Origin of the sequence: Flavobacterium psychrophilum (assembly GCA_001708385.1) — a bacterium.
Lineage (GTDB): Bacteria > Bacteroidota > Bacteroidia > Flavobacteriales > Flavobacteriaceae > Flavobacterium > Flavobacterium psychrophilum_A.
In genome coordinates, this window is sequence record CP012388.1 from 1,991,250 (window position 1) to 2,016,416 (window position 25,167).

Genomic DNA, 25,167 nt, shown 5'->3' on the forward strand with positions numbered 1-25,167 from the left:
GTTGATTTAAAAAAGGATGTAAATTTGCATTGACAAAAATGTCAAACAAAATAGTTAAACAATATGTCAGCAAAAGTTACAGATCAGGATACTGAGAAACTGATAAAAGATACAGCCAAGCAATTGTTCTTCGGAGAAGGTAAATTTAACGCCACCACACAGGAGATTGCCGATGCAGCAGGAGTTAACCGCACACTAATTAATTATTACTTTAGATCGAGAGATAAACTGTTCCAGATTGTTTTTGACGATGCACAAATAAAAGAACAGGAATTAACAGAACAGATTGTATTCTCTGACCTTCCATTCAAAGAAAAGATTTCACGCCATTTAGATATTTTTTTAGAACAGGCAAAACAATACCCTTACCTGGAAATTTATATGGTAACGCAAATGAACCAGGGATGCATCTGGAAAGATCAGGAAAAGATGTCTCTCCTTCTTGATAAATTTTACCTTGAAATAGCCCTTGAAATGGAAAGAGGAACCATAGACCGCATGAGGCCCGAGCAATTTGTACTGAATTTTATCTCGTTATTGTCGTTCCCCACTTCTATGCGTCCACTATTGCAGGAAACGATGGGGCTGTCAACAGAGCTTTACGACACACTGCTGGAGGAGCGTAAGGAAATTATACTTAGAACACTTTTTAAACAATAATCATCATTCAATAAACACAGTTAGACCATGAGAATCATCACTGATTTCAAAAGCTTCTCTGCAAAAGGCCTTGCCTTGCTAATGGTGCTTTTAGCTGTTTCTTCGCTGCAGGCGCAAACCCTGCCCGCAAAAGAAATTACCCTAAAAGATGCCGTTAACTATGCGCTGGAAAATAAAGTAGAAGCCAGAAAAGCAAAATTGGAGGTAGAAAACAGCCAGTACCAGATAGAAGAGGTACGCGCAAGGGCTTTACCTACTATTAGTGCAAACGGTAATTTAACCTACAACCCGATACTACAGCAAAATGCATTACCGGGCGACTTTTTTGGTGCACCGGGAACTACAATACTTGCACCGTTAGGGCAAAAATGGACATCTACTGCGGGTGTAAACCTTACGCAGAACCTTTTTGACCAATCGGTTTTTACCGGACTAAAAGCGGCGAAAACTACCCGTGAGTTTTACCGTATTAACGCCCAGCTTACCGACGAGCAGGTTATAGAGCGTGTTGCCAACAACTACTATCAGGTATATGTTCAGCGACAAAAGCTTGTAGTTATAGACAGTAACTATGTTAACACTACAAAAATAAGGAACATCATTAAAGGACAATTTGATAACGGCCTTGCCAAAAAGATAGACCTTGACAGGATGAATGTTAACCTAAACAACATCAGCACACAGCGCCAGCAACTTATTAATGCTGTTCAGCAGCAGGAAAATGCCCTGAAGTTTTACATGGGTATGCCAATTGAAACTCCTATAATGCTTCCGGAAACAGAATTTCAGGTTACCCCGGTTGCTTTAAACGAAGCGTCTAACAGCACTTTAAGAACAGAATACCAACTCCTTAAAAAACAGGAAGAGTTATACTTTTTTAATAAAAAAGCTGCCATAGCCGAATACTACCCTAAACTTAGCCTTAGCGCAGGATATAACTATCTTGGTCAGGGGCCTGAAATGCCGTGGTTTAAGAAACCGGCTGACGGTGTATACTGGACCGATTATTCTGCCATAGCGTTGAACCTTAGCGTACCTATTTTTAACGGGTTTGGTACACGTGCCAAAGTAAGACAGGCTGATGTAACGCTTAGAAAAACACAGGAAGACCTGATAGACACTAAACTGTCGTTAGACCTTGCTTTTGAAAATGCTAAGACTCAGATAAACAATAGCATCATTACCATTAACAACCAGAAAGAAAATGCAAAACTGGCACAGGAAGTACTGGACGATACCCAGAACAACTACCAAAACGGCCTTGCAACACTTACCGACCTGCTTGATGCTGAAAACTCATATATAGAAGCTCAGAATAATTATACCTCTGCCCTGCTTGACTTTAAGCTTGCAGAAATTCAATTGATAAAAGCAAAAGGAGAACTTAAAAACCTAACAAACTAATTACGATGAAAAAAGTATTATATATAGTAGCCGGTATTGCCGTTTTAGGCCTTATCGCTTTTGTACTGACGAACAATAAAAAGAAGAACGAAAACGAAACCGAACAGATATCTAAAACAAACAGCTCTGTAGCTGTTCGTATAGATACTGTAAAAACAGAAGTCCCTAACCTTGATTACGTTGCTAACGGAACTTTTGCCCCTTCTCAGGAACTTGAATTTCCCGCTGAAAATTCGGGCAGGGTTGTAAAAGTATTAGTAGATGAAGGCAGCCCTGTTCGCATTGGCCAGACCCTTGCAATTATTAAAGGCGATCAGCTTTCTATCGAGGTATCAAACACTCAGGCAGCATACCAGAATGCAGTTACTAACAGCCAGCGTTACGAAAACGCTTTTAAAACAGGTGGTGTAACAAAACAGCAGTTAGACCAGGCCAAACTTGACCTTGTAAATGCTAAAGCAAGATTAGACCAGGCGAAAATTAACTACGGTGATGCTACGATCAAATCGAGCATTAACGGTATTGTAAACAAACGTAATATAGAGCCAGGATCTGTAGTGGCTCCGGGAACTGTATTGTTTGAACTTGTAAATGTATCTACCCTTAAGCTTAAAGTTAATGTAGATGAGCAGCATGTTGCAGGCCTTAAAAAAGGCAACACTATTAAAGTAAAAGCAAGTGTTTACCCTGATAAAGAATTTACAGGTAAAATATCTTTCATCGCTCCTAAAGCAGACGGCTCGTTAAACTTCCCTGTAGAGATAGAAGTTGCTAACAATCCTGACAATGAAATTAAAGCCGGTATGTACGGTACTGCAAACTTTACTGCTGGTACGACACAAGCAACACCTATTAAAACAATACCTCGTATTGCATTTGTTGGCGGTGTAGCCGGAAACCAGGTATTTGTGGTTAAAGACAGCGTTGTAAGCTTAAAGAAAATTGTTTCAGGCAGAATTTTAGGCGACCAGGTAGAAGTGCTTGACGGCCTTAACGAAGGTGAGATTGTTGTAACCAGCGGACAGATCAATCTAACCAACGGTTCTAAAGTAACTCCTATTAAATAAGTTGGTTTACTGTTTTACAGTAGCTTAAACTTTAAAAACATAATTAATGAAAATAGCAGAAATATCCATAAAACGGCCAACGCTTATTATAGTGTTGTTCATTATACTTACGCTGGGTGGGCTTTTTAGCTACAGCAACCTGAGCTATGAGCTTATCCCTAAGTTCGAGATCAACGTAGTTACAATATCTACGGTATATCCCGGTGCATCGCCCGGCGAGGTAGAAAACACTGTAACCAAGAAAATAGAAGACGCGGTATCATCGCTGGAGCTGGTTAAAAAGGTAGAATCTAAATCGTACGAAAGCCTTTCGGTTGTAATGGTTACGCTTCAGCCGGAAGCCGATGCCGATTACTCCCTTAATGATGCACAGCGTAAAATTAATGCCATTGAAAAAGATTTACCGGAAGACGTAGATCCGCCTTCATTGAGTAAATTCTCATTAAGCGACTTACCTATTATTACCATTGGCGCTACGGCAAAAATGGACGAAGTTGCTTTTTATGACCTTCTTGACAAAAAGATTGAGCCTATTCTTGCACGTGTAAACGGTGTGGCACAGGTAAACCTTGTTGGTGGTGAAGAAAGAGAAATTCAGGTAAGCCTTGATCAGGAAAAACTAAAAGGTTACGGCCTTTCAATTCCGGAAGTTCAGTCGGCTATATTAAGCTCTAACCTTGACTTCCCTACAGGTAATATCCAGACAAGGGAAAGTTCGATGCTAGTACGTTTATCGGGTAAATACCGTAACGTAGAAGAAATGCGTAACCTTGTTATATCGTCTAAAAATGGGATACAGATACGCCTAGGCGAAATTGCCGATGTTCAGGATTCACAAAAAGAAGTTGAGAAAGTATCGCGTGTAGACCGTAAGAACGCTATAGTTGTACAGATCATTAAACAGACTGATGCGAACGCGGTATCAGTAAGTGAAGATGTTAAAACTGCTATAGCTAAAATTGAACAGGACTATAAAGGCAACGGACTTAAACTACAGATTGCCGATGACAGCAGTGACTTTACATTAGAGGCTGCCGACGGTGTAATACACGATTTATTTATCGCGGTGTTCCTTGTGGCATTTGTAATGTTGTTCTTCCTTCACAGTTTACGTAATGCACTTATTGTGATGGTGTCTATACCGGCATCGCTAATAGCAACCTTTATTGGTATATACCTAATGGGGTACACGCTAAACTTAATGAGCTTACTTGGACTGTCGCTTGTGGTTGGTATTCTTGTGGATGACGCCATCGTTGTACTTGAAAATATTTACCGCCACATGGAGATGGGTAAAAACAGGGTGCGTGCTGCCTTTGATGGTACTGCCGAGATTGGATTTACCGTTACCGCTATTACCATTGTAATTATAGTGGTGTTCCTGCCAATTGCAATGAGTACAGGGCTTGTATCTAACATTATATCACAGTTCTGTGTTACCGTAGTAATTGCAACTGCCCTATCGTTATTATCATCATTTACATTAATTCCGTGGTTATCTTCACGTTTTGGTAAACTGGAGCACCTTACAGGTAAAAATTTCTTCGAAAAAATTATCCTTGCGTTTGAAAGAGGCCTTGATAAATTTACACATTGGGTTACAGGCATTCTTAAATGGTGTCTTGGACATAAAAGATGGACACTGCTAATTGTAGTACTATTATTTGTATCATCATTAGGATTATTGTTCGCAGGATATATTGGTGGTGAGTTTTTCCCTAAAATGGACAGGGGCCAGTTCCTTGTACAAATGGAGCTACCTAAAGATGCATCGGTAGAACAATCGAATCTTTTAACGCAAAAAGCAGAAGATTATCTTAGCGGGCAAAAAGAAGTTGAAGGACTTATTACTACCGTTGGACAAACCAGCGAGGGTATGGGTGCTACGCAGTCTACCGCCTATAAAGCAGAAATAAAAGTAACATTGGTAGACCGTAAAGAACGTGCTGACAACACTTTTATATTTGCCGCAGAGGTAAAACGAGCACTCGAAAAGAAACTTGTTGGCGCCAAAATTAAAACCGTACCGGTAAGTATTATGGGTGGAGCCGATGATGCGCCAATTGCCCTTACCATTACCGGCCCTGATTTAGAGAGCGCGATGAAGTTTGCTAATGAAGCTGCCGCTAAACTGGCTACAATTAATGGTGCAACGGCTATCAAGCTGACATCTGAAGGTGGTAGCCCCGAGGTTAATGTTCAGGTAGACCGTGATAAAATGTCGTCTCTTGGTTTATCATTACAAACAGTTGGTATGACCATGCAGACTGCCTTTAACGGTAATACCGATGGTAAATTCCGTGCAGGTGAATATGAATATGACATCAACATTCGTTTTAATGAATACAACCGTTCAAGCGTTAGTGATGTAAGAGACCTTGTGTTTATTAACGACCAGGGACAACAGATAAAACTGTCTCAGTTTGCAACCGTAACCGAAAGTTCTGGGCCTAGCTTCCTGGAGCGTAGAGATAAGAGTGCATCTGTAACTATACAGGCTCAGGCAGCGGGTGTATCTAGTGGTACGGTGGCTGACAACTGGGAACTGGAATTCAGCAAAATGCCGCGACCAACAGGTGTAAACTATGTTTGGGGTGGTGATAAGGAAAACCAGGCCGAAGGTTTTGGTACATTATTTATTGCACTATTTGCCGGTATTATATTGGTATACCTTGTAATGGTAGGTCTTTATAACAGTTTTGTGTATCCGTTTGTGGTACTGTTCTCTATACCGCTGTCGTTTATTGGTGCGCTCCTTGCACTTGCGCTTACCAACAACACGCTTAACATATTTACCATATTAGGGGTTATTATGCTTATCGGGCTTGTGTGTAAGAATGCGATATTACTTGTAGACTTTACCAATCATCGTAAAGAACAGGGTGAAACTACATTTAATGCCTTGGTACAGGCCAACCACGCGCGTCTTCGTCCGATTCTTATGACAACTATCGCGATGGTATTTGGTATGCTTCCTATTGCATTGGCAACAGGTGCTGCTGCCGCAATGAACAACGGACTTGCATGGGTAATTATCGGTGGACTTACAAGTTCATTATTCCTTACCCTGATTATTGTACCGGTGGTTTATATGATATTCGATATTTTCATAGCTAAGTTCTCTAAAGGCAAACCAACAGACTACGAAAAAGAAATGGTTGCTGATTATGAGCACCGTGAAATTAGTGAAGATGGCTTTACAGCTAAGCACTAAAAAACTAATATAATTTGTACTTAAAAATCCCGCTTTATTCAAGCGGGATTTTTTTTATCCCAAAATTTTTTAAAATTGTTAAAATGTTTTATTTACAACAAAACCTGTAAGTATTTACAATTACACGTTGCTATATGACGGATATTTTAAGTTTTCCGAAAAAAATAACCAAATATTATAACAAAACATCAGTATCAAACGACGTTATTCTTATTTAGAACAAGTAAAAATAATTTGGATTATAATATATGCATACCTACTTTTGCCGCACATTTAACTCCAAACAAAATGAACACGATTAATTTAAAAAAAATCTCCCTTTTACTTATGTTGCTATGCAACATAACGTTATGGGCACAAGAGAAGGGCCATATTAATGGTTCGGTTTCTTTAAACGGGACTACTCCCGCAGAAAATATTTCTGTAATACTAACAGGAACTTCTTACTCTGCTGTTACTAATGAGTACGGCCACTATGAAATTAGAAACATAGAGCCAGGCACCTACACACTACGCATTTCTGCTGTTGGCGCAAGATCTCAGGAACAAAGCGTATCACTTAAAGCTGGTGAAACACTTACTAAAAACTTCAACCTTGCTGAAAAACAGGAAGAGCTTAAAGAAGTAGTTATTGATGGTAACGGAAATAAATTTACCAGAACAAAAAGCGACGTTGTTTCTAAAATGCCTTTAAAAGACATTGAGAACCCACAGGTATACAACACGATCACTGCTGAAATTTTAAAAGAACAGGTAATTACAAATTTTGACGATGCTCTTAAAAATGCACCCGGCATAGATAAACTTTGGGAATCTACAGGCCGTGGCGGAGATGGAGCTGCTTATTACTCTTTAAGAGGTTTTGCAGTTCAGCCAACTATGACAAATGGCGTACCGGGACTTACAAACGGAAGTCCTGACCCGGCAAACATTGAAAGAATTGAAGTTATTAAAGGGCCATCAGGAACTTTATTCGGAAGCAGCCTTATTTCTTACGGTGGTTTAATTAACGTATCTACTAAAAGACCGTACGACTATTTTGGCGGAAACATCTCTTATACATCGGGAACGTATGGCCTTAATAGGACGACACTAGACATTAACACACCATTAAGCAAAGAGAAAAAGGTAAACCTAAGGCTTAATGCTGCATACCATACTGAAGACAGTTTTCAGGATACAGGATTTAAAAAATCATTATTTGTAGCTCCTTCGCTTTCTTACGAAGCAAGTGACAGGCTTTCATTCCTAGTTAACACCGAATATTACAACGGAAGAAGCACTAACCAGACAATGCTTTTCCTTGACAGGGGTAATCCATTAAGGGTTAACAACATGAAAGAACTGGGCTACGACAATAAACGCTCTTACACTAGCAACGACCTATATGTTGATACACCTTCTTTCAACATGCAAGCTTTTATGAACTACAAGCTTTCTGATAAATGGACTTCTCAAACCATTCTATCAAGAAACTCTGCAAAATCTAACGGATACTATTCTTATCTTTATGAAGCGACAAGCACTATTGAGGGTGCATTAGCTACAGCCCTACCTGGTGGCTTACCCGAAGGTATTATTCTTGCGCGCTACACAAGCAAACAGGATTCTGAAACATCAGGTACAGATATTCAGCAAAACTTTATCGGAGAGTTCAACATTGGTTCTGTTAAAAATAAATTTGTTGGTGGACTTGACTACTTTACCAGATATATAAAAAATAACAGCACAGAATACGGAAATCATGGCTTTGTAAATATTGGTGTGAATGCTGATATATTCGCAACCATAGCTCCCATGCTTAACGCCGCCTACAATATACCTTTAAGTAATAGCAATCCTGATGATACAGGAGTACTTACTCAGGCAGGAGCAGATGCAGGTATAAATAACCGTGGACCTTACTATAGCAAAGCTACTCAGGAAATATTTAGTGCTTACGTATCAGACGTTGCCTACCTGTTACCAAACTTATCTGTAATGGCAAGTTTGAGAATAGACCATTTTACTAATGACAACGGAAAACAGACCGGGCTTTCTCCAAAATTCGGTATGGTATACCAACCAATTCCTGAGAAACTGGCTTTATTTGCCAACTACATGAATGGTTTTGTTAATACAGATCCTGCTACAAACATTAACCGCAACGTACAAACTGTTCTTTCTTTTGACCCTACACAGGCTAACCAGTTAGAGTTTGGTATTAAGGCAGATTTATTTGACAACCGTCTATCTGGTAGTGTAAGTTATTATCAGACTAAAGTTAAAGACATGGTTTATACATTGTATTCAACAGAACAAGTCGATCTGGATGGAAACGGTGAAATAGGCCTTGGAGAAACATTCTACAACCAGGACAACTTTAATAATGGCGCACAAACCAACAGAGGTATAGAGTTTAGCCTTACTGCTAACCCGGTTGAAGGACTTAACATACTTGCAGGTTACAGCTATAATGATAGTAATGCAAGCGCAGGTGATCCTGACTTTGTTAACAGAAGACCGGAAAGCGCAGGTCCACAAAACCTGGCAAACCTTTGGGCAAGCTATAAGTTTATCGGTGGTAAACTGAACGGTTTCGGAGTAGGATTTGGTGGAAATTACGGTTCTGAAAGCAGAATCTTTAACAGAAACCTTGGTGGTACATTTGCCCTTCCGGAATATACTGTACTTAATGCATCTGTATTCTACAACGTAAATTCTTACGCAATCACTCTTAAAGTAGATAACCTTACCAACGAAGAGTATTATAAAGGATGGTCTACAATTAACCCGCAAAGGCCAAGAATATTCGCTGCAAACTTAACATACAATTTCTAAAAAATATAAAGGCATCTTTCTCTTTACCGGGAAAGATGCTCTATTTTTGCGCCTGAAAAAAAATAGTTTCAGGTACGTGTATCAGAAAGAATATCATTTATCCGGAATAATGCATATAACCGGAAAAATCTAAGTGTCGATGACAAAACCTAAGAAAAAAAAGACCTTTAAACAATGGATAGGTGTCGCTCACCTTTGGCTCGGACTAACATCCGGGCTTATTGTTTTATTCCTTAGCATAACCGGGTGCATATATGTATTTAGCGTGGAGATACAGGACTGGCAACGTGAGGAAGCCATATATGTTCCCCAGGTAAAGGAAACAAGGATACCGCTAAGCACTATCTGGAAGGATACTAAAAAAGCACTCGGCGACACCATTGTAATGAACGATGTGCACGTTTATAAAGACCAGACAAAGTCATTGGAATTTCATTGCTATAAAGCCAGTGAAAATACCGATGCCTTTTGGTATTCTGATGCCATAGACTATTACTATAAAGTATATGTAGATCCTTACACAGGGAAAGTGCTTGCCATTTATGATGAGGAGAGAGATTTCTTTAACATCGTAAAAATGCTGCACTGGAGCTTTATGATCAACCACCCTATCGGTCAGCAGATAACGGGATGGGCAACCTTTATTTTTGTTATCATGCTTATTACTGGCATCATTTTATGGTGGCCAAAAAACAAGGCCGCTAGAAAACAGCGTTTTTGGTTTAAATGGAAAGACAGCACAAAATGGAGGAGAAAAAACTACGATCTGCATAACATCTTTGGTTTCTATGTAGCATCAGTAGCAATAATAATGGCATTTACTGGAATGGTATGGGCGTTTACATGGTTTCAGTCCCTAGTATATGTAGCAGGATCGTTAAGCATCACCCCTCCTGAAGCATTAGCTGAAAAATCGGTAGTAACCAATGGCGACAAAGACATTGCCTTTGATAAAGCAGCCGAATTTACAAAACTGAAATACAAAGATGCAGACGCTTTTAGTATCGGTAAACCGGCAGATACCGCTACTACAGGCGTAATTGATGTTTACATACAGCAATATCCCGGCAAGTACTATGTGTACCACAGTGCCCAATTTGACCAGTACACGGGCAAGTTCCTTAAAGAAAAACTGCATAAAGACAAGAACTTCGGAGAGAAGCTTATTACGGCTAACTACGATATTCATGTAGGTGCCATATTGGGTCTTCCGGGTAAAATACTTGTGTTTATTGCCAGCTTTATATGCATGCTGCTGCCAATATCAGGCTTTTTAATATGGTGGGGCCGTACCAATAAAAAAAAGGCTAAGAAAGCCTAAAACAATACAAAATAAAAAAGGCTGTAAGTTATCTTACAGCCTTTTCCAAAATAAATAATAGTTATACTATTTATTTACCACAACAGCATCTGGTGCCCACTTCTTAACTTCAGCAACTCTGCTGTCGGCAAAGTCCACTTCGTTTAAAACAGCTCCCGTCCAAAAAAACCATTTCCCGGTCTTTTGTCCGTTAGCATATTCTCCCATGGATTGTTTTGTTCCGTTTTCGTTAAAAGCAGTCCAGCTTCCGTGCAGTTTACCGTCTTTGTAAAAACCTTCTTGTTTAATGTTACCGTTCTCGTAATAATAAGTGGCTTTTACTATATTGTTCTCTACAGAGAATTTATGATCGTTTGTTTGAGTTTGGGCAGATAACACACCTGCTGACAGCAGCAATCCGGCAAATAATATCTTTTTCATATCAGTTTTGTGTTTTAAAGTTGTAATTAGTATCAATCTCTATAACAAATTTATAGAATTAAATTTACACAAAAGACACAATTACGTAACAATTTGGTAACATACATGAAAACTTAACATTGGAAAATTGTAAAATCTGCGTAAACACCAATAATAACTAGTGTTTACAACGATATGCGCAAAATAGCATTTTTCTAATTTTTCCGTTTTTATGCTGTATAAAATGCACTTCAAAGACTGTTATAAAACAAAAAACCACGCCTGAACGTGGTTTGGTAACATTAACTTAACATTGTATTTTTCTTATTTAAGCAGTGTATCAAGTTGTGCTGTAAGTTCCGGATCTGATGGGCGTTTAGCATTAGCATCAACAACTTTTCCATCAGGGCCTATAAGAATAAATCTTGGTATAGAGGTAACCCCGAATGCCTGAGCAAATGATGAACTCCAGTCTTTATCTGCAAAAAGCTGAACGCCGCCAAGAGATTTCTCAGTTACCATTTTTTTCCATTTCTCATGGTCTTTAACCTGGTCGATAGAAATACTAACGAACTCGATTTTCTTACCGTGGTACTTCTCTTCTACTTTTTGTAAAAAAGGAATTTCCTGACGGCATGGTCCACACCATGTAGCCCACATATCGATGTAAACATATTTACCTTTAAAATCTTCTAGTTTTGTAGTACCGCCTTTAAAGTTTTCGTAAGCGAAAGAAGGTGAAGGCTGACCTATCATTTTAGCTGCTTTAGCCGCCTGCTCTGCTTCTGCAGCTATCTGCTGTTTCTGACCTGCTAATTGCTGTGTAAGTACCGTACGGAAAGTTAAATCCAATGCTGGGTCTTTAAGGTCACTTTCGCTTTTCGTCAAAAAGTCATTGATCAATTTAGTTTGTTCTGCCGGATCGGTAACTTTACCTATCTTCTCACCAAAAGCTTCCTGGTCAAGCGCCATTTTAGCTAAAAGGTTGTTTTCTTTTTCACCTTTACCTTTATACTTGATAGATTCATCAAACATCTTGGCATCCATTGTAAGGGCAAGGTCAAAACCTGGCTTAAGGTACAATGATGTTGTTTCGGCACCGTCAAATAACTGGTAGAAACCAGGGTCTGCAGGAAACTCACCCTTAAATTCGCCTTTAGCGTTAGATGTCATTACCTTAATAATATTACGCTGGCCGCGTATTTTTAATGTGTCGCTGTTACGGTTCTGTATTTTCGCCGTAAATTTTACGTCTTGTGCGTATGCTCCACCTGCAAAAGCAAAAAGAAGCAGCAATGCAATTTTTTTCATGTTTTAGGTTTTTGTTGATGGTATAAAGATATTCAATAGCATTAAAAGTATAACACGAGGTTAATATTTTAACAATCTTATCTAAAAAGCTCAAATTGGGCAGACTTTTTGTGCATTTACACTTAAATTGCTATGCCTGCCAAAACTTTATAAACGGAATAAAGCATTATTTATGAAAACACTGCCTTACTATTTTATTAAAGAAAAAGCATTATACCTTGTTTTTACCATTGTATTTTTAGTTTCCTGTAAAGGAAAAGTTGAAACTGTAAATGTAGAAAACAGGTATTCTCTTGATGTGCCGGCCGACTTTAAACAGGTAAAAGACCTTAATGAAGAAGCATCATTACAATATCAGAATGCATTAAAGGAACTATACGTAATCGTAATTGACGAACCCAAATCGCAACTTACAAAGGCTATTGACGAAAATGAGCTGCAAGACACCTACAGTAATACACTGGAAGGCTATTCTAAATTGATTACAGATGGAATGGATGCTTCTATCTCCATTAAAAAGATGCCCGATTTTGTAAACAAGACTATCAATGGGTTAAAAGCACGGGAGCTTTCTTTTGAAGGGCTTTCATCGGGTAACCGTGTGTACTGGAAGCTTGCTTTTATTGAAGGCAATAACCGGTATTATCAAATTATGGTATGGACGCTCGCCGACAATCACAAGAAACATGAAAAAGAAATGCAGGCTATTATAAACTCCTTTAAAGAGACCGATAAAAGCAAAAATTAATACTAGGCAATGTTTTTTGTGCTTTGTAAACATTAGTTGCTAAATTTGCACTTCAAAATTTTATCAAGTAATGTATAGAAGCCATAATTGTGGAGAGCTTACAGCTTCACATATCAACCAGGAAGTAACATTAGCCGGATGGGTGCAAAAATCGCGTAACAAGGGGTTCCTTATATGGGTAGACCTACGAGATCGTTACGGTGTAACACAATTAATTTTTGATGAGGCACGTACACAAAAAGAAGTTTTTGAAAAGGCCGCTACATTAGGACGTGAATTTGTTATTCAGGTTAAAGGTACTGTTATAGAGCGTGAATCTAAAAACGCAGGCATGGCTACCGGAGATGTAGAGATCCTGGTAAGTGAGCTTACTATACTTAATGCATCAATTGTACCTCCTTTCACTATAGAAGACGAAACCGATGGTGGTGAAGATATCCGTATGAAATACCGTTATCTTGACATTCGCCGTAACCCGGTAAAAAATAGCCTTCTTTTCCGTCACAAAGTGGCTATGGAAGTAAGGAACTATCTTTCGACACAAGGTTTTGTAGAGGTAGAAACACCTGTACTTATTAAGTCTACACCGGAAGGCGCACGTGACTTTGTTGTGCCTTCACGTATGAACCCGGGTCAGTTTTACGCGTTACCGCAATCACCACAAACATTTAAGCAATTGCTTATGGTAGGTGGTATGGATAAATATTTCCAGATCGTGAAATGTTTCCGTGATGAAGATTTACGTGCCGACCGCCAGCCTGAGTTTACACAGATTGACTGTGAAATGGCTTTTGTTGAGCAGGAAGATATTATTGGTGTATTTGAAGGGCTTGCCAGCCACCTTCTTAAAGAAGTTAAAGGTATTGACACCGGAAAATTCCCGAGGATGACCTATGACGAAGCCATGAGAAAATATGGTAACGACAAACCGGATATCCGTTTCGGAATGGAATTTGGAGAACTAAACGAAGTAACACAACATAAAGATTTTGCAGTATTTAATACTTCAGAACTTGTAGTTGGTATTGCAGTACCGGGCGCTGCTACTTACACACGTAAGGAAATAGACGGGCTTATCGAGTGGGTAAAACGCCCTCAGGTAGGTGCAAGCGGTATGGTATATGCAAAATATGAGGCAGATGGCTCAATAAAATCATCTGTAGATAAATTCTACGATCAGGAAGACCTTAAGAAATGGGCAGAGATTACAGGTGCGCAACCGGGCGACCTTATATTAGTACTTTCGGGAGATGCGTTTAAAACACGTACCCGCCTTAGCGCATTGCGTATGGAACTTGCTACACGCCTTGGCCTAAGAAACCCTGAAGTATTTGCTCCGCTATGGGTTGTAGATTTCCCTCTGTTAGAGTGGGATGAAGACAGTGAGCGTTTCCACGCGATGCACCACCCATTTACGTCGCCTAAGCCGGAAGATATTGCACTTCTTGAAACAAACCCTGGCGCTGTAAGGGCTAATGCGTATGACCTTGTACTTAACGGTAACGAAATAGGCGGAGGATCTATCAGGATTCATGATAAAGCTACGCAGGCACTTATGTTTAAATACCTGGGCTTTACTGAAGAACAGGCTAAAGCACAGTTTGGTTTCCTTATGGATGCCTTCCAGTACGGAGCACCGCCACACGGTGGTCTTGCCTTCGGTTTTGACAGGCTTGTTGCGATACTTGGCGGACAGGAAACTATTCGTGATTTTATTGCATTCCCTAAAAACAATTCGGGCCGTGATGTAATGATCGATGCACCATCTGTTATTGATGAAGCACAGCTTACAGAACTTAGCATTAAAACGAATGTAGCGCAGTAAGCTATTTTATGATATTACAAAGGCAGCACAATGTGCTGCCTTTTCTTTTTATAGGTTCTCAGTATCTTCGAGATTAATTTCTTTTTGGATGATTTTACCAGAATTCTTTCTTTCTGATTTAAGTTCTCCGGCCTTCCATTTCCCATAATAATTAGCTCCCCTTAAACTCCTTTCAGCCAAACCGGAACCCTGCCGAACCATCATGCCATTGAACCGGCAATCTTCATATGGACAATTGTGTTTAGAATAAACACCAAAATTACGGTGCTTAATACGTTTGTCTTTTAGTGTCTTTTCCTGATAACTCCACAAATCTACCCACATCTGGTGAGTATCACCTTCTGTCAACTCCTGCCCTATAGTACTAACACCAATATACGTTTCAGGATCTTTTATCTGTAAGAAATCAAACTGCTTTTTAAAAAAAGAATGTGCATACTCCCTAACCTCAATTTTTTGTTCTGTATCCAGCTTTTCATTTTCTGTTAGCGAACGATAAAGACCCAGCGTATTAAAGTCGGTATATTTTTTATGGTTCTCTATACAATCAAAGTACTCTTTAAAAGTAAACGTGTTGAATTTTCTATCTATTTTCATACATCATATTTTTTTCCAGATTGTAAAAATAGTAATACTTTCGCCTCGTAATTCAATCAATCATAATCAAATGAAAAAACTATTACTTACCCTGGCGCTTTCAGCATCGTTCTTTGCATCGGCACAAAACAATCTAAAATTTAGCTTTAATGCCGGGGCTACATTATCTGATGTTAGAGGTAATGAAGAACTTGACCGTTACAAAAACGCATTAGACTACCTTGTTGGCTTGTCTTTAGAACTTCCTTTAAATGATAACTTTTCGGTATTTGCTAATGTAAACTACGAAAGGAAAAGTTTTGTACAAAAGATACAATTTGAGTCCGGAGGGTTTGATCCTGTAATAAACCCTGATAATATTGACAAAGCTAATTTAAGAGGAACACTTCAATACATATCTGTTCCGATAAACGTTAAGTATTACTTTGGCACTAAGAAAAACTTTTATGTTCATGCAGGACCATATACAGCCGTGTTTATAGATGATAAATTTAAATTTAACGGTGACGAAGTACGGGAACTTACCGGCAGCAGCGATTTTAAAACGCTTGATTTTGGAATTACAGCCGGAGCAGGCGCACAATTTAGCCTCGACCCGAAACATAACCTAAGTATTGGCGTGAGAAACAACCTGGGCCTTGCTAACGTTAGTAAGATGGGCGCAGATGTACGAACAAATGCATTAAATCTGGTTATTATATTCGAATCTATACTGTAACAATTTCTTTAAATAAGAAGACTCGCAATTGAGGAGCTTTTCTTGCAATTTTGACAACTTAAGTTTCGATATAAACCTGCAAATAAGCCTAATTTACAAAAGCATCTGCTATAATCGAAAACTGGAAAACCAAAAATACCTTATTGCTTACAAATGAAGAATAGTAAATTCAGGAATATTTTGAATGATTGACAAAATACTATCAATACTGTTTTTAATTATCAGTTAAACAAATTTATATTAACTTTTTTAACTCATAATTTCATTATATCATAATTAATTTTATCTTTGATTATTATTAATTATTTTTTATTATACCAAATGCGAACAGGCAAAGTTAAATTTTTCATTGAATCCAAAGGTTATGGATTCATTACTGACGACGAAACAGGAAAAGACATTTTCGTTCATGCTACAGGTCTAAACGCAGAAAATCTGCAGGAAGGCGACAAAGTTAGTTTTGTAGAAGAAGAAGGAAAAAAAGGCAAAGTAGCTGCTAAAGTCGCAGCACTTTAAGCCATATATAGTATCTACCAACCAACCTTTAAGCTAAATTAAACCGCCCTATTGGACGGTTTTTTAGTATAAAATCATTTCGAAATATAATTTTTTTACTCTTTTATTAAGATATCCTTAACAATCTTAAATTTATAGGGTAAGTTCCTTAGCAAGTCTGCAATTATTACCAAATCCAAATTTATTTAGAACCAATAAAAATTAAGGTTTTATTCCTTTTCTCTCAAAAAAACGTTGAGTTTCTTCATCAGCGAGCGTTATATTTGTGAATTGTTTTTAAATTAAACATTAGCTATGCAGACAAATCAGGCAGATTATTTTCCAATATTAATGCAAATGCTTCTTGCAGTTGGATTTGTGGCCGGCACCATATTCGTGTCTGGCAAACTGGGACCTCAAAGAAATTCGGTTAACAAAGACAAGAATTTTGAGTGTGGTATAGAATCAGTTGGTAATGCGCGTATACCGTTCTCGGTAAAATACTTCCTGGTAGCTATACTTTTCGTATTATTTGATGTTGAAGTAATATTCATGTACCCATGGGCGGTTAACTTCCGTACAATGGGTGTGGAAGGACTTATAAAAATGGGAATCTTTATGACGCTTCTTGTAGTAGGATTTTTCTACGTGATGAAGAAAAAAGGTTTGGAGTGGGAATAAATGAAGGAGGAATGGGTATGATTTTTGAAATTAATACCCTGATAATCAAAAACTAAATTTACAATGAGCAATTCATCAGACATAAAATTAGTCGACGCTCCCGACGGATACGAAGGGAACGGCTTTTTTGCAACTAAACTGGATACGGTTGTAGGTATGGCACGTGCCAACTCACTTTGGCCACTGCCTTTTGCAACTTCATGCTGTGGTATAGAATTCATGGCAACAATGGCGGCACACTATGATGTGGCGCGTTTCGGATCGGAACGTATGAGTTTTTCGCCACGCCAGGCAGATATGCTTTTGGTTATGGGAACCATCGCTAAAAAAATGGCACCAATTTTACGCCAGGTATACGAACAGATGGCTGAACCAAGATGGGTTATCGCTGTAGGCGCATGTGCATCTTCAGGTGGTATTTTTGATACGTACTCTGTACTTCAGGGTATAGACAAAGTAATTCCTGTAGACGTTTATGTACCGGGATGCCCTCCAAGGCCGGAGCAGATATTGGACGGTATCATGAAACTTCAGGATATTGTACGATCTGAATCAGTTAGAAGAAGAAGCTCTGAAGAGTACAAAGAACTATTGGCTTCTTATAATATTTCATAAGTTAAAAATGGCTTTAGAAACAACAGTTATACAGGATAAACTTACCGGACAGTTCGGTGAACATGTTACCGGCTTTATCCAGCAACACGATATATTTTCTTTTGAAGTAGCTCCGGACGCAATGTCTGAAGTTATGGGTTTCCTTAAAAACGACACTGTGCTTCGTTTCAACTTCCTTACTGATGTTTGCGGGGTACACTACCCAGATTCTGAAAAAGACAGGCAGTTTGCTGTTGTATACCACATGCACAACTGGTATGACAACGTAAGGATTCGCTTTAAATGTTTCCTTAACGGAGATAACCCTGAAATTGCTACGGCTACCGAGCATTTTTTAGGTGCCAACTGGCAGGAGCGCGAAACGTATGATTTCTTCGGGATTATATTTAAAGGCCACCCTCAGTTGAAAAGAATTTTGAACATGGATGAGATGACCTCTTTCCCGATGCGTAAGGAATTCCCGATGGAAGACGGAGGAAGAACCGACAAAGATGACCGTTTCTTTGGCCGTACGCAGGATAACTGTTAATTAATGAAGAACAAGGAACAAATTTTTATATAAAATGTCAGACCTGTTATTACCACCAGAGCATCGCTATGCCAAGATGATCGAGCAGAAGCAGAATGAAGACGGCAGCGAGCTTTCTATACTTAACCTTGGGCCTACACACCCTGCAACCCACGGTATCTTTCAGAACATCCTTTTAATGGATGGTGAGAGGATTCTTGATGGCGAAGGAACTGTTGGCTACATTCACCGTGCGTTTGAGAAAATTGCCGAAAACAGGCCGTTTTACCAGGTTACCCCGCTTACCGACAGGATGAACTACTGTTCTTCTCCTATCAACAATATGGGATGGTGGATGACACTTGAAAAAGTTCTTGATATTGAAGTTCCTAAAAGAGTGCAGTACCTAAGGGTAATTGTAATGGAGTTGGCGCGTATTGCCGACCACATTATCTGTAACTCGGTATTGGGTGTAGATACGGGTGCCCTTACGGGTTTCCTTTACGTGTTTCAGTACAGGGAAAAAATTTACGAAATTTACGAAGAGATATGCGGTGCACGCCTTACCACTAACATGGGAAGGATTGGCGGTTTTGAAAGAGACTGGAGCCCTGCTGCTTTTAGAAAAATAAACGAATTCCTAGACGAATTCCCTAAAATATGGACGGAGTTTGAAAGCCTGCTTTCACGAAACAGGATCTTTATGGACCGTACCATTGATGTTGGACCTATATCTGCCGAAAGGGCAATGAGCTACGGCTTTACAGGGCCTAACCTTCGTGCTGCCGGTGTAGATTATGACATTCGTGTTATGCAGCCGTACAGCTCTTACGAAGATTTTGAATTCAACGTTCCTGTTGGAAAATCGGGCGATACGTATGACAGGTTCTGCGTTCGTAATGCCGAAGTTTGGGAAAGCTTAAGCATTATCCGCCAGGCTCTGGAAAAACTTCCAGAAGGGCCTTTCCATGCTAACGTGCCTGATTATTACCTTCCTCCAAAAGAAGAGGTTTATAACAACATGGAAGCACTTATCTATCACTTTAAAATTGTAATGGGCGAAGTGCCGGTACCTAAAACCGAAGTATACCACGCGGTAGAAGGCGGTAACGGAGAACTTGGCTTTTACCTTATAACAGACGGAAGCCGTACTGCCTACAGGCTACACTTCCGCAGGCCTTGTTTTATTTATTACCAGGCCTTTAACGAAATGGTAAAAGGACAGATGCTTTCTGATGCCATTGCAACATTATCCAGCCTGAATGTTATTGCAGGCGAACTAGACGCTTAAGATTATGGAAATTTCACACGCAAAACAGGTTATAAATATAGATGCTAAGCTTACTGAGCGTATCAATGAGCTGATTAGCCACTATCCTGAAGATAAAAGAAAATCGGCATTGCTGCCTGTGCTTCACGAAGTGCAGGATGCGCACGAAAACTGGCTGAGCATTGAGCTTCAGGACAAAGTTGCCGAAATTCTGAATATCAAGCCAATTGAGGTATACGAGGTTGTATCGTTTTACACCATGTACAACCAAAAGCCTATTGGTAAATATATGTTTGAGTTTTGCAGGACTTCATGCTGCGCGATACGCGGGGCAGAAAACCTGATGGACTATACTTGTGAGAAACTGGGCGTTAAAGAAGGCGAAACAACTTCCGACGGTATGTTTACCGTTGTTGGTGTTGAGTGCCTTGGCGCATGCGGCTATGCCCCTATGCTTCAGCTGGGTGATTATTACAGGGAGAACCTGACAAAAGAGAAAGTAGATGCGCTTATTGACGAGTGCAGAAACGGACAGGTTAATTTACACTAATTAGAGACCATTCCAAGAAACAATGGCTATGAAAATATTATTAGAGCACGCAAACGTACCGGGGATAAAAACCTACGAAGTGTACCGCCAGCATGGCGGCTACCGATCGGTAGAGAAAGCACTTAAGGCTATGACCCCTGATGAAGTGGTTGAAGAAGTTAAGACTTCGGGACTTAGAGGCCGTGGTGGAGCAGGTTTCCCTACAGGTATGAAATGGAGTTTTATCGACAAAAAATCGGGTAAGCCAAGACATTTGGTTTGCAACGCCGATGAGTCTGAACCGGGCACGTTTAAAGACCGTTTCCTTATGGAGTACATTCCGCACCTTTTAATTGAAGGTATGGTTACTTCAAGCTACGCTCTTGGATGCAACTTATCATATATCTACATCCGTGGTGAATATATGTGGGTTTACCGCATATTAGAGAAAGCCATTAAAGAAGCATATGCTGCCGGATGGTTAGGTAAAAACATACTGGGTACAGGTTACGACCTGGACCTTCACGTTCACTGTGGTGCAGGAGCTTACATTTGTGGTGAGGAAACTGCCCTTATAGAATCGCTTGAAGGCAAAAGAGGTAACCCAAGGATTAAGCCACCATTCCCTGCTATCAGCGGATTGTGGACTAACCCTACTGTGGTAAACAACGTAGAGTCTATCTCTGCTGTGCCATGGATCGTGAACAACACAGGTGCAGAATATGCTAAAGTTGGTGTGGGCCGTTCTACAGGAACGAAACTTATATCGGCTTCAGGGCATATTAAAAACCCGGGGGTTTACGAAATTGAGATGGGTCTTACTGTAGAGGAGTTTATGAACTCTGACCAGTACCTTGGCGGGATGATGGATGACAGGCCTTTAAAGGGACTTATTCCGGGAGGTTCTTCGGTGCCGATTCTTCCTGCACACCTTATTTATAAAACAGCAGCAGGCGAAGACCGCCTTATGACATATGAATCGTTAGCCGACGGTGGCTTTGCTACCGGATCGTCTATGGGTTCGGGAGGTTTTATAGTGTATAACGACACTACTTGTGTAGTGCGTAACACTTGGAACTTTTCACGCTTTTACCATCACGAAAGCTGTGGGCAGTGCTCACCATGCCGTGAAGGTACAGGATGGATGGAAAAAGTACTGCACCGTATTGAAAACGGCCATGGCCGTGAAGAAGATATTGATCTTCTTTGGGATATACAGCGCAAAATTGAAGGTAATACGATATGCCCTCTTGGTGATGCAGCAGCATGGCCGGTAGCAGCAGCGATACGCCACTTTAGGGACGAGTTTGAATACCACGTTCGTTTCCCTGAAAAAATAAAAAACAGAGACCACTTTGTTGCAGAGCCTTTTGAAAAGGTAAAACACCTGGTGGCGAAACAAGTAGTTTAAGGAGTATAAAGTTAAAAGTCGAAAGTCATAAAGTCACGCGCTTTACAGCTTTCAAACAGCATAAAGATGAAAGTATCAATAGACGGACAGGAGATAGACGTAGAACCGGGGACCACCATCCTGCAGGCTGCGCGAATGATAGGCGGGGAATCTGTACCGCCCGCAATGTGCTACTACTCTAAACTTAAAGGGAGCGGTGGTAAATGCCGTTGCTGCCTTGTAGAAGTTTCTAAGGGTAGTGAAGCAGATCCACGACCTATGCCAAAACTGGTAGCATCATGTGTTACAGGTGTTATGGACGGTATGGAGGTAAAAAGCATTACTTCTGAAAGGGTTATAGATGCCCGTAAATCGGTTACAGAATTCCTTTTAATAAACCACCCGTTGGATTGCCCTGTGTGCGACCAGGCCGGTGAGTGCGACCTGCAGAACCTAAGCTTTAAGAACGGTTCTTCTAAAACGCGCTTTATTGAAGAGAAACGTACGTTTGCACCCGAGAACATTGGCGACAAGATTCAGCTTCATATGAACCGTTGCATCCTGTGCTACCGTTGTGTCATGACTGCCGACCAGCTTACCGATAACCGTGTACACGGTGTATTGAACAGAGGCGATCATTCGCAAATTTCTACAGCTATATCTAAAGCTATTGATAATGAGTTTTCAGGAAACATGATCGATGTGTGCCCTGTTGGAGCTCTTACAGATAAAACATTCCGCTTTAAGCAAAGAGTATGGTTCAACAAACCATACAACGCGCACAGGGATTGTGATAAATGCTGCGGAAAAACAACACTTTGGATGTTTGGTGAAGAGATACAAAGGGTTACGGCACGTAAAGATGTTTACCACGAAGTGGAAGAATTTATCTGTAACGAATGCCGTTTTGACCACAAAGACCCTAAAGACTGGGTAATTGAAGGCCCGAGGAAATTTGAGAAAGATTCTGTTATCAACCAAAATAACTATACACGTAAACTGGATACAGTAACTATTGAAACTGAGAAAAATATCCTATTAGGCCGTGACCAGGACAGGAAGAAAATAAGTATGCCTGCCATTCCGCTTAAAAAAGACGAAGTACAGGTATTTAAAGAAGGAAATATATAACTATGGATCAGGCAATAATTATAGAAAAAGGTATTTTCATCATAGTAATCTTTGCAATCACTATGCTTTTTGCCATGTACGAAACACTGGCAGAACGTAAAATTGCTGCATGGCTTCAGGATCGTATAGGTCCTAACCGTGCCGGTAAAGGCGGTATCCTTCAGCCCTTGGCCGATGGTTTGAAACTTTTCTCTAAAGAAGAGTTCTTTCCTAACACGCCAAACAGGTTCCTTTTCATAGCAGGGCCTGCTATATCTATGAGTACAGCACTTATGACGAGTGCCGTAATACCGTGGGGTGACAAATTGCACATTTTTGGGCGTGATGTTATCCTTCAGGCTACAGATATTGATGTTGCCATGCTTTATGTATTTGGCGTACTGTCTGTTGGTGTATACGGAATCATGATTGGCGGATGGGCTTCTAACAACAAATTCTCGCTTATGAGTGCTATGCGTGCTTCATCACAAATGATATCGTATGAGGTGCCTATGGGTCTTTCGCTTATTGCACTTACAATGATGACGGATTCATTAAGCCTTCGCGAAATATCGGCAGGTCAGCATGGGATGGACTGGAATGTATTCTACCAGCCTGTTGGTTTTCTAATCTTCCTTGTATGTTCTTTCGCAGAAACTAACCGTACCCCGTTTGACTTAGCCGAATGTGAGGCTGAGCTTATCGGCGGTTACCATACCGAATATTCATCAATGAAAATGGGCTTTTACCTGTTTGCTGAATACGCAAGTATGTTTATATCGTCTACCATATTAGCAGTACTTTACTTTGGTGCCTATAACTATCCTGGTATGGACTGGGTTTCTGAAACGCTTGGTGCTAACACTGCTAACGTTATTGGAATATTTGTATTGTTCGCTAAAATATGTGCTTTCATATTCTTTTATATGTGGGTACGCTGGACAATACCTCGTTTCCGTTATGACCAACTGATGCGACTGGGCTGGAAAATGCTTATTCCTCTAGCTATAGCAAACATTATCATTACAGGAATTGTAATATTAATAAGCGACGGTAAACTTTAATTAAGTACGAAGAAACGCCTTAGGGCAAAAAAAATAGTATAATGTCAATAGAAACCATATCATTATCGGGAAGGAAAAAGGAGGTATCTAACAAAAAGATGACCTTTTTGGAAAGCCTTTACCTTGTAGCGATCTTTAAGGGATTGTTTATTACGATCCGACATTTATTTACAAGGAAGGTAACTATTAAATACCCTGAACAGACAAGGGAACTTAGCCCTGTATACCGCGGACAGCACATGCTTATGCGTGATGACGAAGGCCGTGAGCGTTGTACTGCATGTGGGCTTTGTGCTCTTTCATGCCCTGCGGAAGCAATTACCATGAAAGCAGACGAAAGAAAGCCGGATGAAATGCACCTTTACAGGGAAGAGAAATATGCTTCTATCTATGAGATAAACATGCTTCGCTGTATTTTTTGCGGATTGTGTGAAGAGGCTTGCCCTAAACAGGCAATCTACCTAACCAAATCTAGGGTAATGGTAAAATCAAGCAGCGACAGGGAAGACTTTATTTATGGTAAAGACAAACTGGTTATGCCTCTTGATATGGCTATTAACAACACTAAACCTCAAATGGCGAACTAAGATGCTTCTAACTATATTTTATATTCTATCGGCCATTACATTAGCAACTGCGTTTTTGACCATCTTTAGCAAAAACCCTATTCACAGTGCTATTTACCTTGTAATATGCTTCTTTTCTGTTGCCGGGCATTACCTAATGTTCAATGCACAGTTCTTAGCAATTGTACACGTTATTGTGTACTCGGGAGCTATCATGATCCTTATGCTGTTTACGATAATGCTTATGAACCTTAATAAGGAAGACGAAAAAAATAAATCCATGCTTTCGCGTATTGCTGCTGTAGTTTCTTTTTGCCTTGTGGCATTTGTGTTACTGGCAACCTTTATGAAAGCACAGCCCGCTATTACAAAATATGAAGTATCGGGTCAGGATTACCAGTCGATAAAAGTATTGGGTCAGGTATTGCTTAACGAATACATGGTTCCGTTCGAGTTTGCATCGGTACTATTGCTTGTATCTATGATAGGAGCGGTATTGTTATCTAAAAAAGAACACATCAATAACTAATATGGAAAATATATTACAGGAAATAGGCATTGAGAATTACATCTATCTTTCCACATTATTGTTTTGTGTAGGTGTATTCGGTGTACTTTTCAGAAGGAATGCTATCGTAATGTTCATGTCTATAGAGATTATGCTTAATGCAGTTAACCTATTACTGGTTGCTTTCTCTACATACCATCAGGATGCGCAGGGCCAGGTATTTGTATTCTTCTCTATGGCAGTTGCCGCAGCAGAGGTTGCAATAGGACTTGCCATACTTGTAGCGGTTTACAGGAATCTGAGCAATATTGATATAGATAATTTAAAAAATTTAAAAGGATAGCGCC

General features: G+C 39.8%; 24 protein-coding genes. 21 read left to right on the plus strand and 3 right to left on the minus strand.

Annotation, left to right across the window (positions count from 1 at the left end; translation table 11 throughout):
• The first annotated feature begins 63 nt into the window (after positions 1–63).
• The 6 genes from ALW18_08710 to ALW18_08735 all read left to right on the plus strand — a co-directional run bounded on the left by ALW18_08710 (position 64) and on the right by ALW18_08735 (position 10,486).
• On the plus strand, positions 64–660 hold the full coding sequence (locus ALW18_08710; GenBank protein ID AOE52578.1) for a TetR family transcriptional regulator: 597 nt from the start codon (positions 64–66) through the stop codon (positions 658–660).
• 81 nt (positions 661–741) lie between these two features.
• Positions 742–2,064 (plus strand): transporter, encoded by a 1,323-nt coding sequence (locus tag ALW18_08715; protein AOE54363.1) that lies wholly within the window; start codon positions 742–744, stop codon positions 2,062–2,064.
• 5 nt (positions 2,065–2,069) lie between these two features.
• Positions 2,070–3,131 carry an RND transporter gene (locus ALW18_08720; protein ID AOE52579.1) on the plus strand — a complete coding sequence of 354 codons (1,062 nt, stop codon included), beginning with the start codon at positions 2,070–2,072 and terminating at the stop codon, positions 3,129–3,131.
• A gap of 46 nt (positions 3,132–3,177) precedes the next feature.
• Positions 3,178–6,345: an acriflavin resistance protein gene (locus ALW18_08725; protein ID AOE52580.1), complete on the plus strand. Its 3,168-nt coding sequence runs from the start codon at positions 3,178–3,180 to the stop codon at positions 6,343–6,345.
• 288 nt (positions 6,346–6,633) lie between these two features.
• Positions 6,634–9,165 (plus strand): TonB-dependent receptor, encoded by a 2,532-nt coding sequence (locus ALW18_08730; protein AOE52581.1) that lies wholly within the window; start codon positions 6,634–6,636, stop codon positions 9,163–9,165.
• Positions 9,166–9,304: 139 nt separating this feature from the next.
• Positions 9,305–10,486 (plus strand): hypothetical protein, encoded by a 1,182-nt coding sequence (locus tag ALW18_08735; GenBank protein AOE52582.1) that lies wholly within the window; start codon positions 9,305–9,307, stop codon positions 10,484–10,486.
• A 66-nt stretch (positions 10,487–10,552) separates the two neighbouring features.
• On the opposite strand, the gene ALW18_08740 is transcribed toward ALW18_08735, so the two are convergent.
• Positions 10,553–10,906, minus strand: coding sequence for a membrane-binding protein (locus ALW18_08740; GenBank protein AOE52583.1), 354 nt, complete (start codon positions 10,904–10,906; stop codon positions 10,553–10,555).
• A 303-nt stretch (positions 10,907–11,209) separates the two neighbouring features.
• Positions 11,210–12,196, minus strand: coding sequence for a thioredoxin (locus tag ALW18_08745; protein ID AOE52584.1), 987 nt, complete (start codon positions 12,194–12,196; stop codon positions 11,210–11,212).
• Between the two features lie 172 nt (positions 12,197–12,368).
• Between ALW18_08745 and ALW18_08750 the strand changes: the two genes are divergently transcribed.
• Both ALW18_08750 and ALW18_08755 read left to right on the plus strand, forming a co-directional pair.
• Positions 12,369–12,944 carry a hypothetical protein gene (locus ALW18_08750; protein AOE52585.1) on the plus strand — a complete coding sequence of 192 codons (576 nt, stop codon included), beginning with the start codon at positions 12,369–12,371 and terminating at the stop codon, positions 12,942–12,944.
• 70 nt (positions 12,945–13,014) lie between these two features.
• Positions 13,015–14,769 carry an aspartyl-tRNA synthetase gene (locus ALW18_08755; GenBank protein ID AOE52586.1) on the plus strand — a complete coding sequence of 585 codons (1,755 nt, stop codon included), beginning with the start codon at positions 13,015–13,017 and terminating at the stop codon, positions 14,767–14,769.
• Between the two features lie 48 nt (positions 14,770–14,817).
• Here the strand turns inward: ALW18_08755 and ALW18_08760 are convergent, their stop codons facing one another.
• Entirely contained in the window at positions 14,818–15,366 is a 549-nt protein-coding gene (locus ALW18_08760) for a hypothetical protein (GenBank protein AOE52587.1), read from the minus strand.
• Between the two features lie 70 nt (positions 15,367–15,436).
• Between ALW18_08760 and ALW18_08765 the strand changes: the two genes are divergently transcribed.
• The 13 genes from ALW18_08765 to ALW18_08825 all read left to right on the plus strand — a co-directional run bounded on the left by ALW18_08765 (position 15,437) and on the right by ALW18_08825 (position 25,163).
• Positions 15,437–16,084, plus strand: coding sequence for a hypothetical protein (locus tag ALW18_08765; GenBank protein AOE52588.1), 648 nt, complete (start codon positions 15,437–15,439; stop codon positions 16,082–16,084).
• A gap of 321 nt (positions 16,085–16,405) precedes the next feature.
• The gene (locus ALW18_08770; GenBank protein ID AOE52589.1) at positions 16,406–16,600 is read left to right on the plus strand and encodes a cold-shock protein; all 195 of its coding nucleotides are present in this window, start codon (positions 16,406–16,408) and stop codon (positions 16,598–16,600) included.
• 294 nt (positions 16,601–16,894) lie between these two features.
• Positions 16,895–17,260: an NADH-quinone oxidoreductase subunit A gene (locus ALW18_08775; GenBank protein ID AOE52590.1), complete on the plus strand. Its 366-nt coding sequence runs from the start codon at positions 16,895–16,897 to the stop codon at positions 17,258–17,260.
• Positions 17,261–17,323: 63 nt separating this feature from the next.
• Positions 17,324–17,875 carry an NADH dehydrogenase gene (locus tag ALW18_08780; protein AOE52591.1) on the plus strand — a complete coding sequence of 184 codons (552 nt, stop codon included), beginning with the start codon at positions 17,324–17,326 and terminating at the stop codon, positions 17,873–17,875.
• A gap of 7 nt (positions 17,876–17,882) precedes the next feature.
• Positions 17,883–18,404: an NADH dehydrogenase gene (locus ALW18_08785; GenBank protein AOE52592.1), complete on the plus strand. Its 522-nt coding sequence runs from the start codon at positions 17,883–17,885 to the stop codon at positions 18,402–18,404.
• Positions 18,405–18,438: 34 nt separating this feature from the next.
• Positions 18,439–19,674: an NADH dehydrogenase gene (locus tag ALW18_08790; protein AOE52593.1), complete on the plus strand. Its 1,236-nt coding sequence runs from the start codon at positions 18,439–18,441 to the stop codon at positions 19,672–19,674.
• Between the two features lie 4 nt (positions 19,675–19,678).
• On the plus strand, positions 19,679–20,203 hold the full coding sequence (locus ALW18_08795) for an NADH dehydrogenase (protein AOE52594.1): 525 nt from the start codon (positions 19,679–19,681) through the stop codon (positions 20,201–20,203).
• A 22-nt stretch (positions 20,204–20,225) separates the two neighbouring features.
• The gene (locus ALW18_08800) at positions 20,226–21,593 is read left to right on the plus strand and encodes an NADH dehydrogenase (GenBank protein AOE52595.1); all 1,368 of its coding nucleotides are present in this window, start codon (positions 20,226–20,228) and stop codon (positions 21,591–21,593) included.
• A 66-nt stretch (positions 21,594–21,659) separates the two neighbouring features.
• The gene (locus tag ALW18_08805; protein AOE52596.1) at positions 21,660–22,703 is read left to right on the plus strand and encodes an NADH dehydrogenase; all 1,044 of its coding nucleotides are present in this window, start codon (positions 21,660–21,662) and stop codon (positions 22,701–22,703) included.
• Positions 22,704–22,705: 2 nt separating this feature from the next.
• Positions 22,706–23,746, plus strand: coding sequence for an NADH:ubiquinone oxidoreductase subunit H (locus ALW18_08810; GenBank protein ID AOE52597.1), 1,041 nt, complete (start codon positions 22,706–22,708; stop codon positions 23,744–23,746).
• A 41-nt stretch (positions 23,747–23,787) separates the two neighbouring features.
• Entirely contained in the window at positions 23,788–24,333 is a 546-nt protein-coding gene (locus ALW18_08815) for an NADH-quinone oxidoreductase subunit I (GenBank protein ID AOE52598.1), read from the plus strand.
• 1 nt (position 24,334) lies between these two features.
• Positions 24,335–24,841, plus strand: coding sequence for an NADH dehydrogenase (locus ALW18_08820; protein ID AOE52599.1), 507 nt, complete (start codon positions 24,335–24,337; stop codon positions 24,839–24,841).
• A 1-nt stretch (position 24,842) separates the two neighbouring features.
• Positions 24,843–25,163, plus strand: coding sequence for an NADH-quinone oxidoreductase subunit K (locus ALW18_08825; protein AOE52600.1), 321 nt, complete (start codon positions 24,843–24,845; stop codon positions 25,161–25,163).
• Positions 25,164–25,167 lie beyond the last annotated feature (4 nt).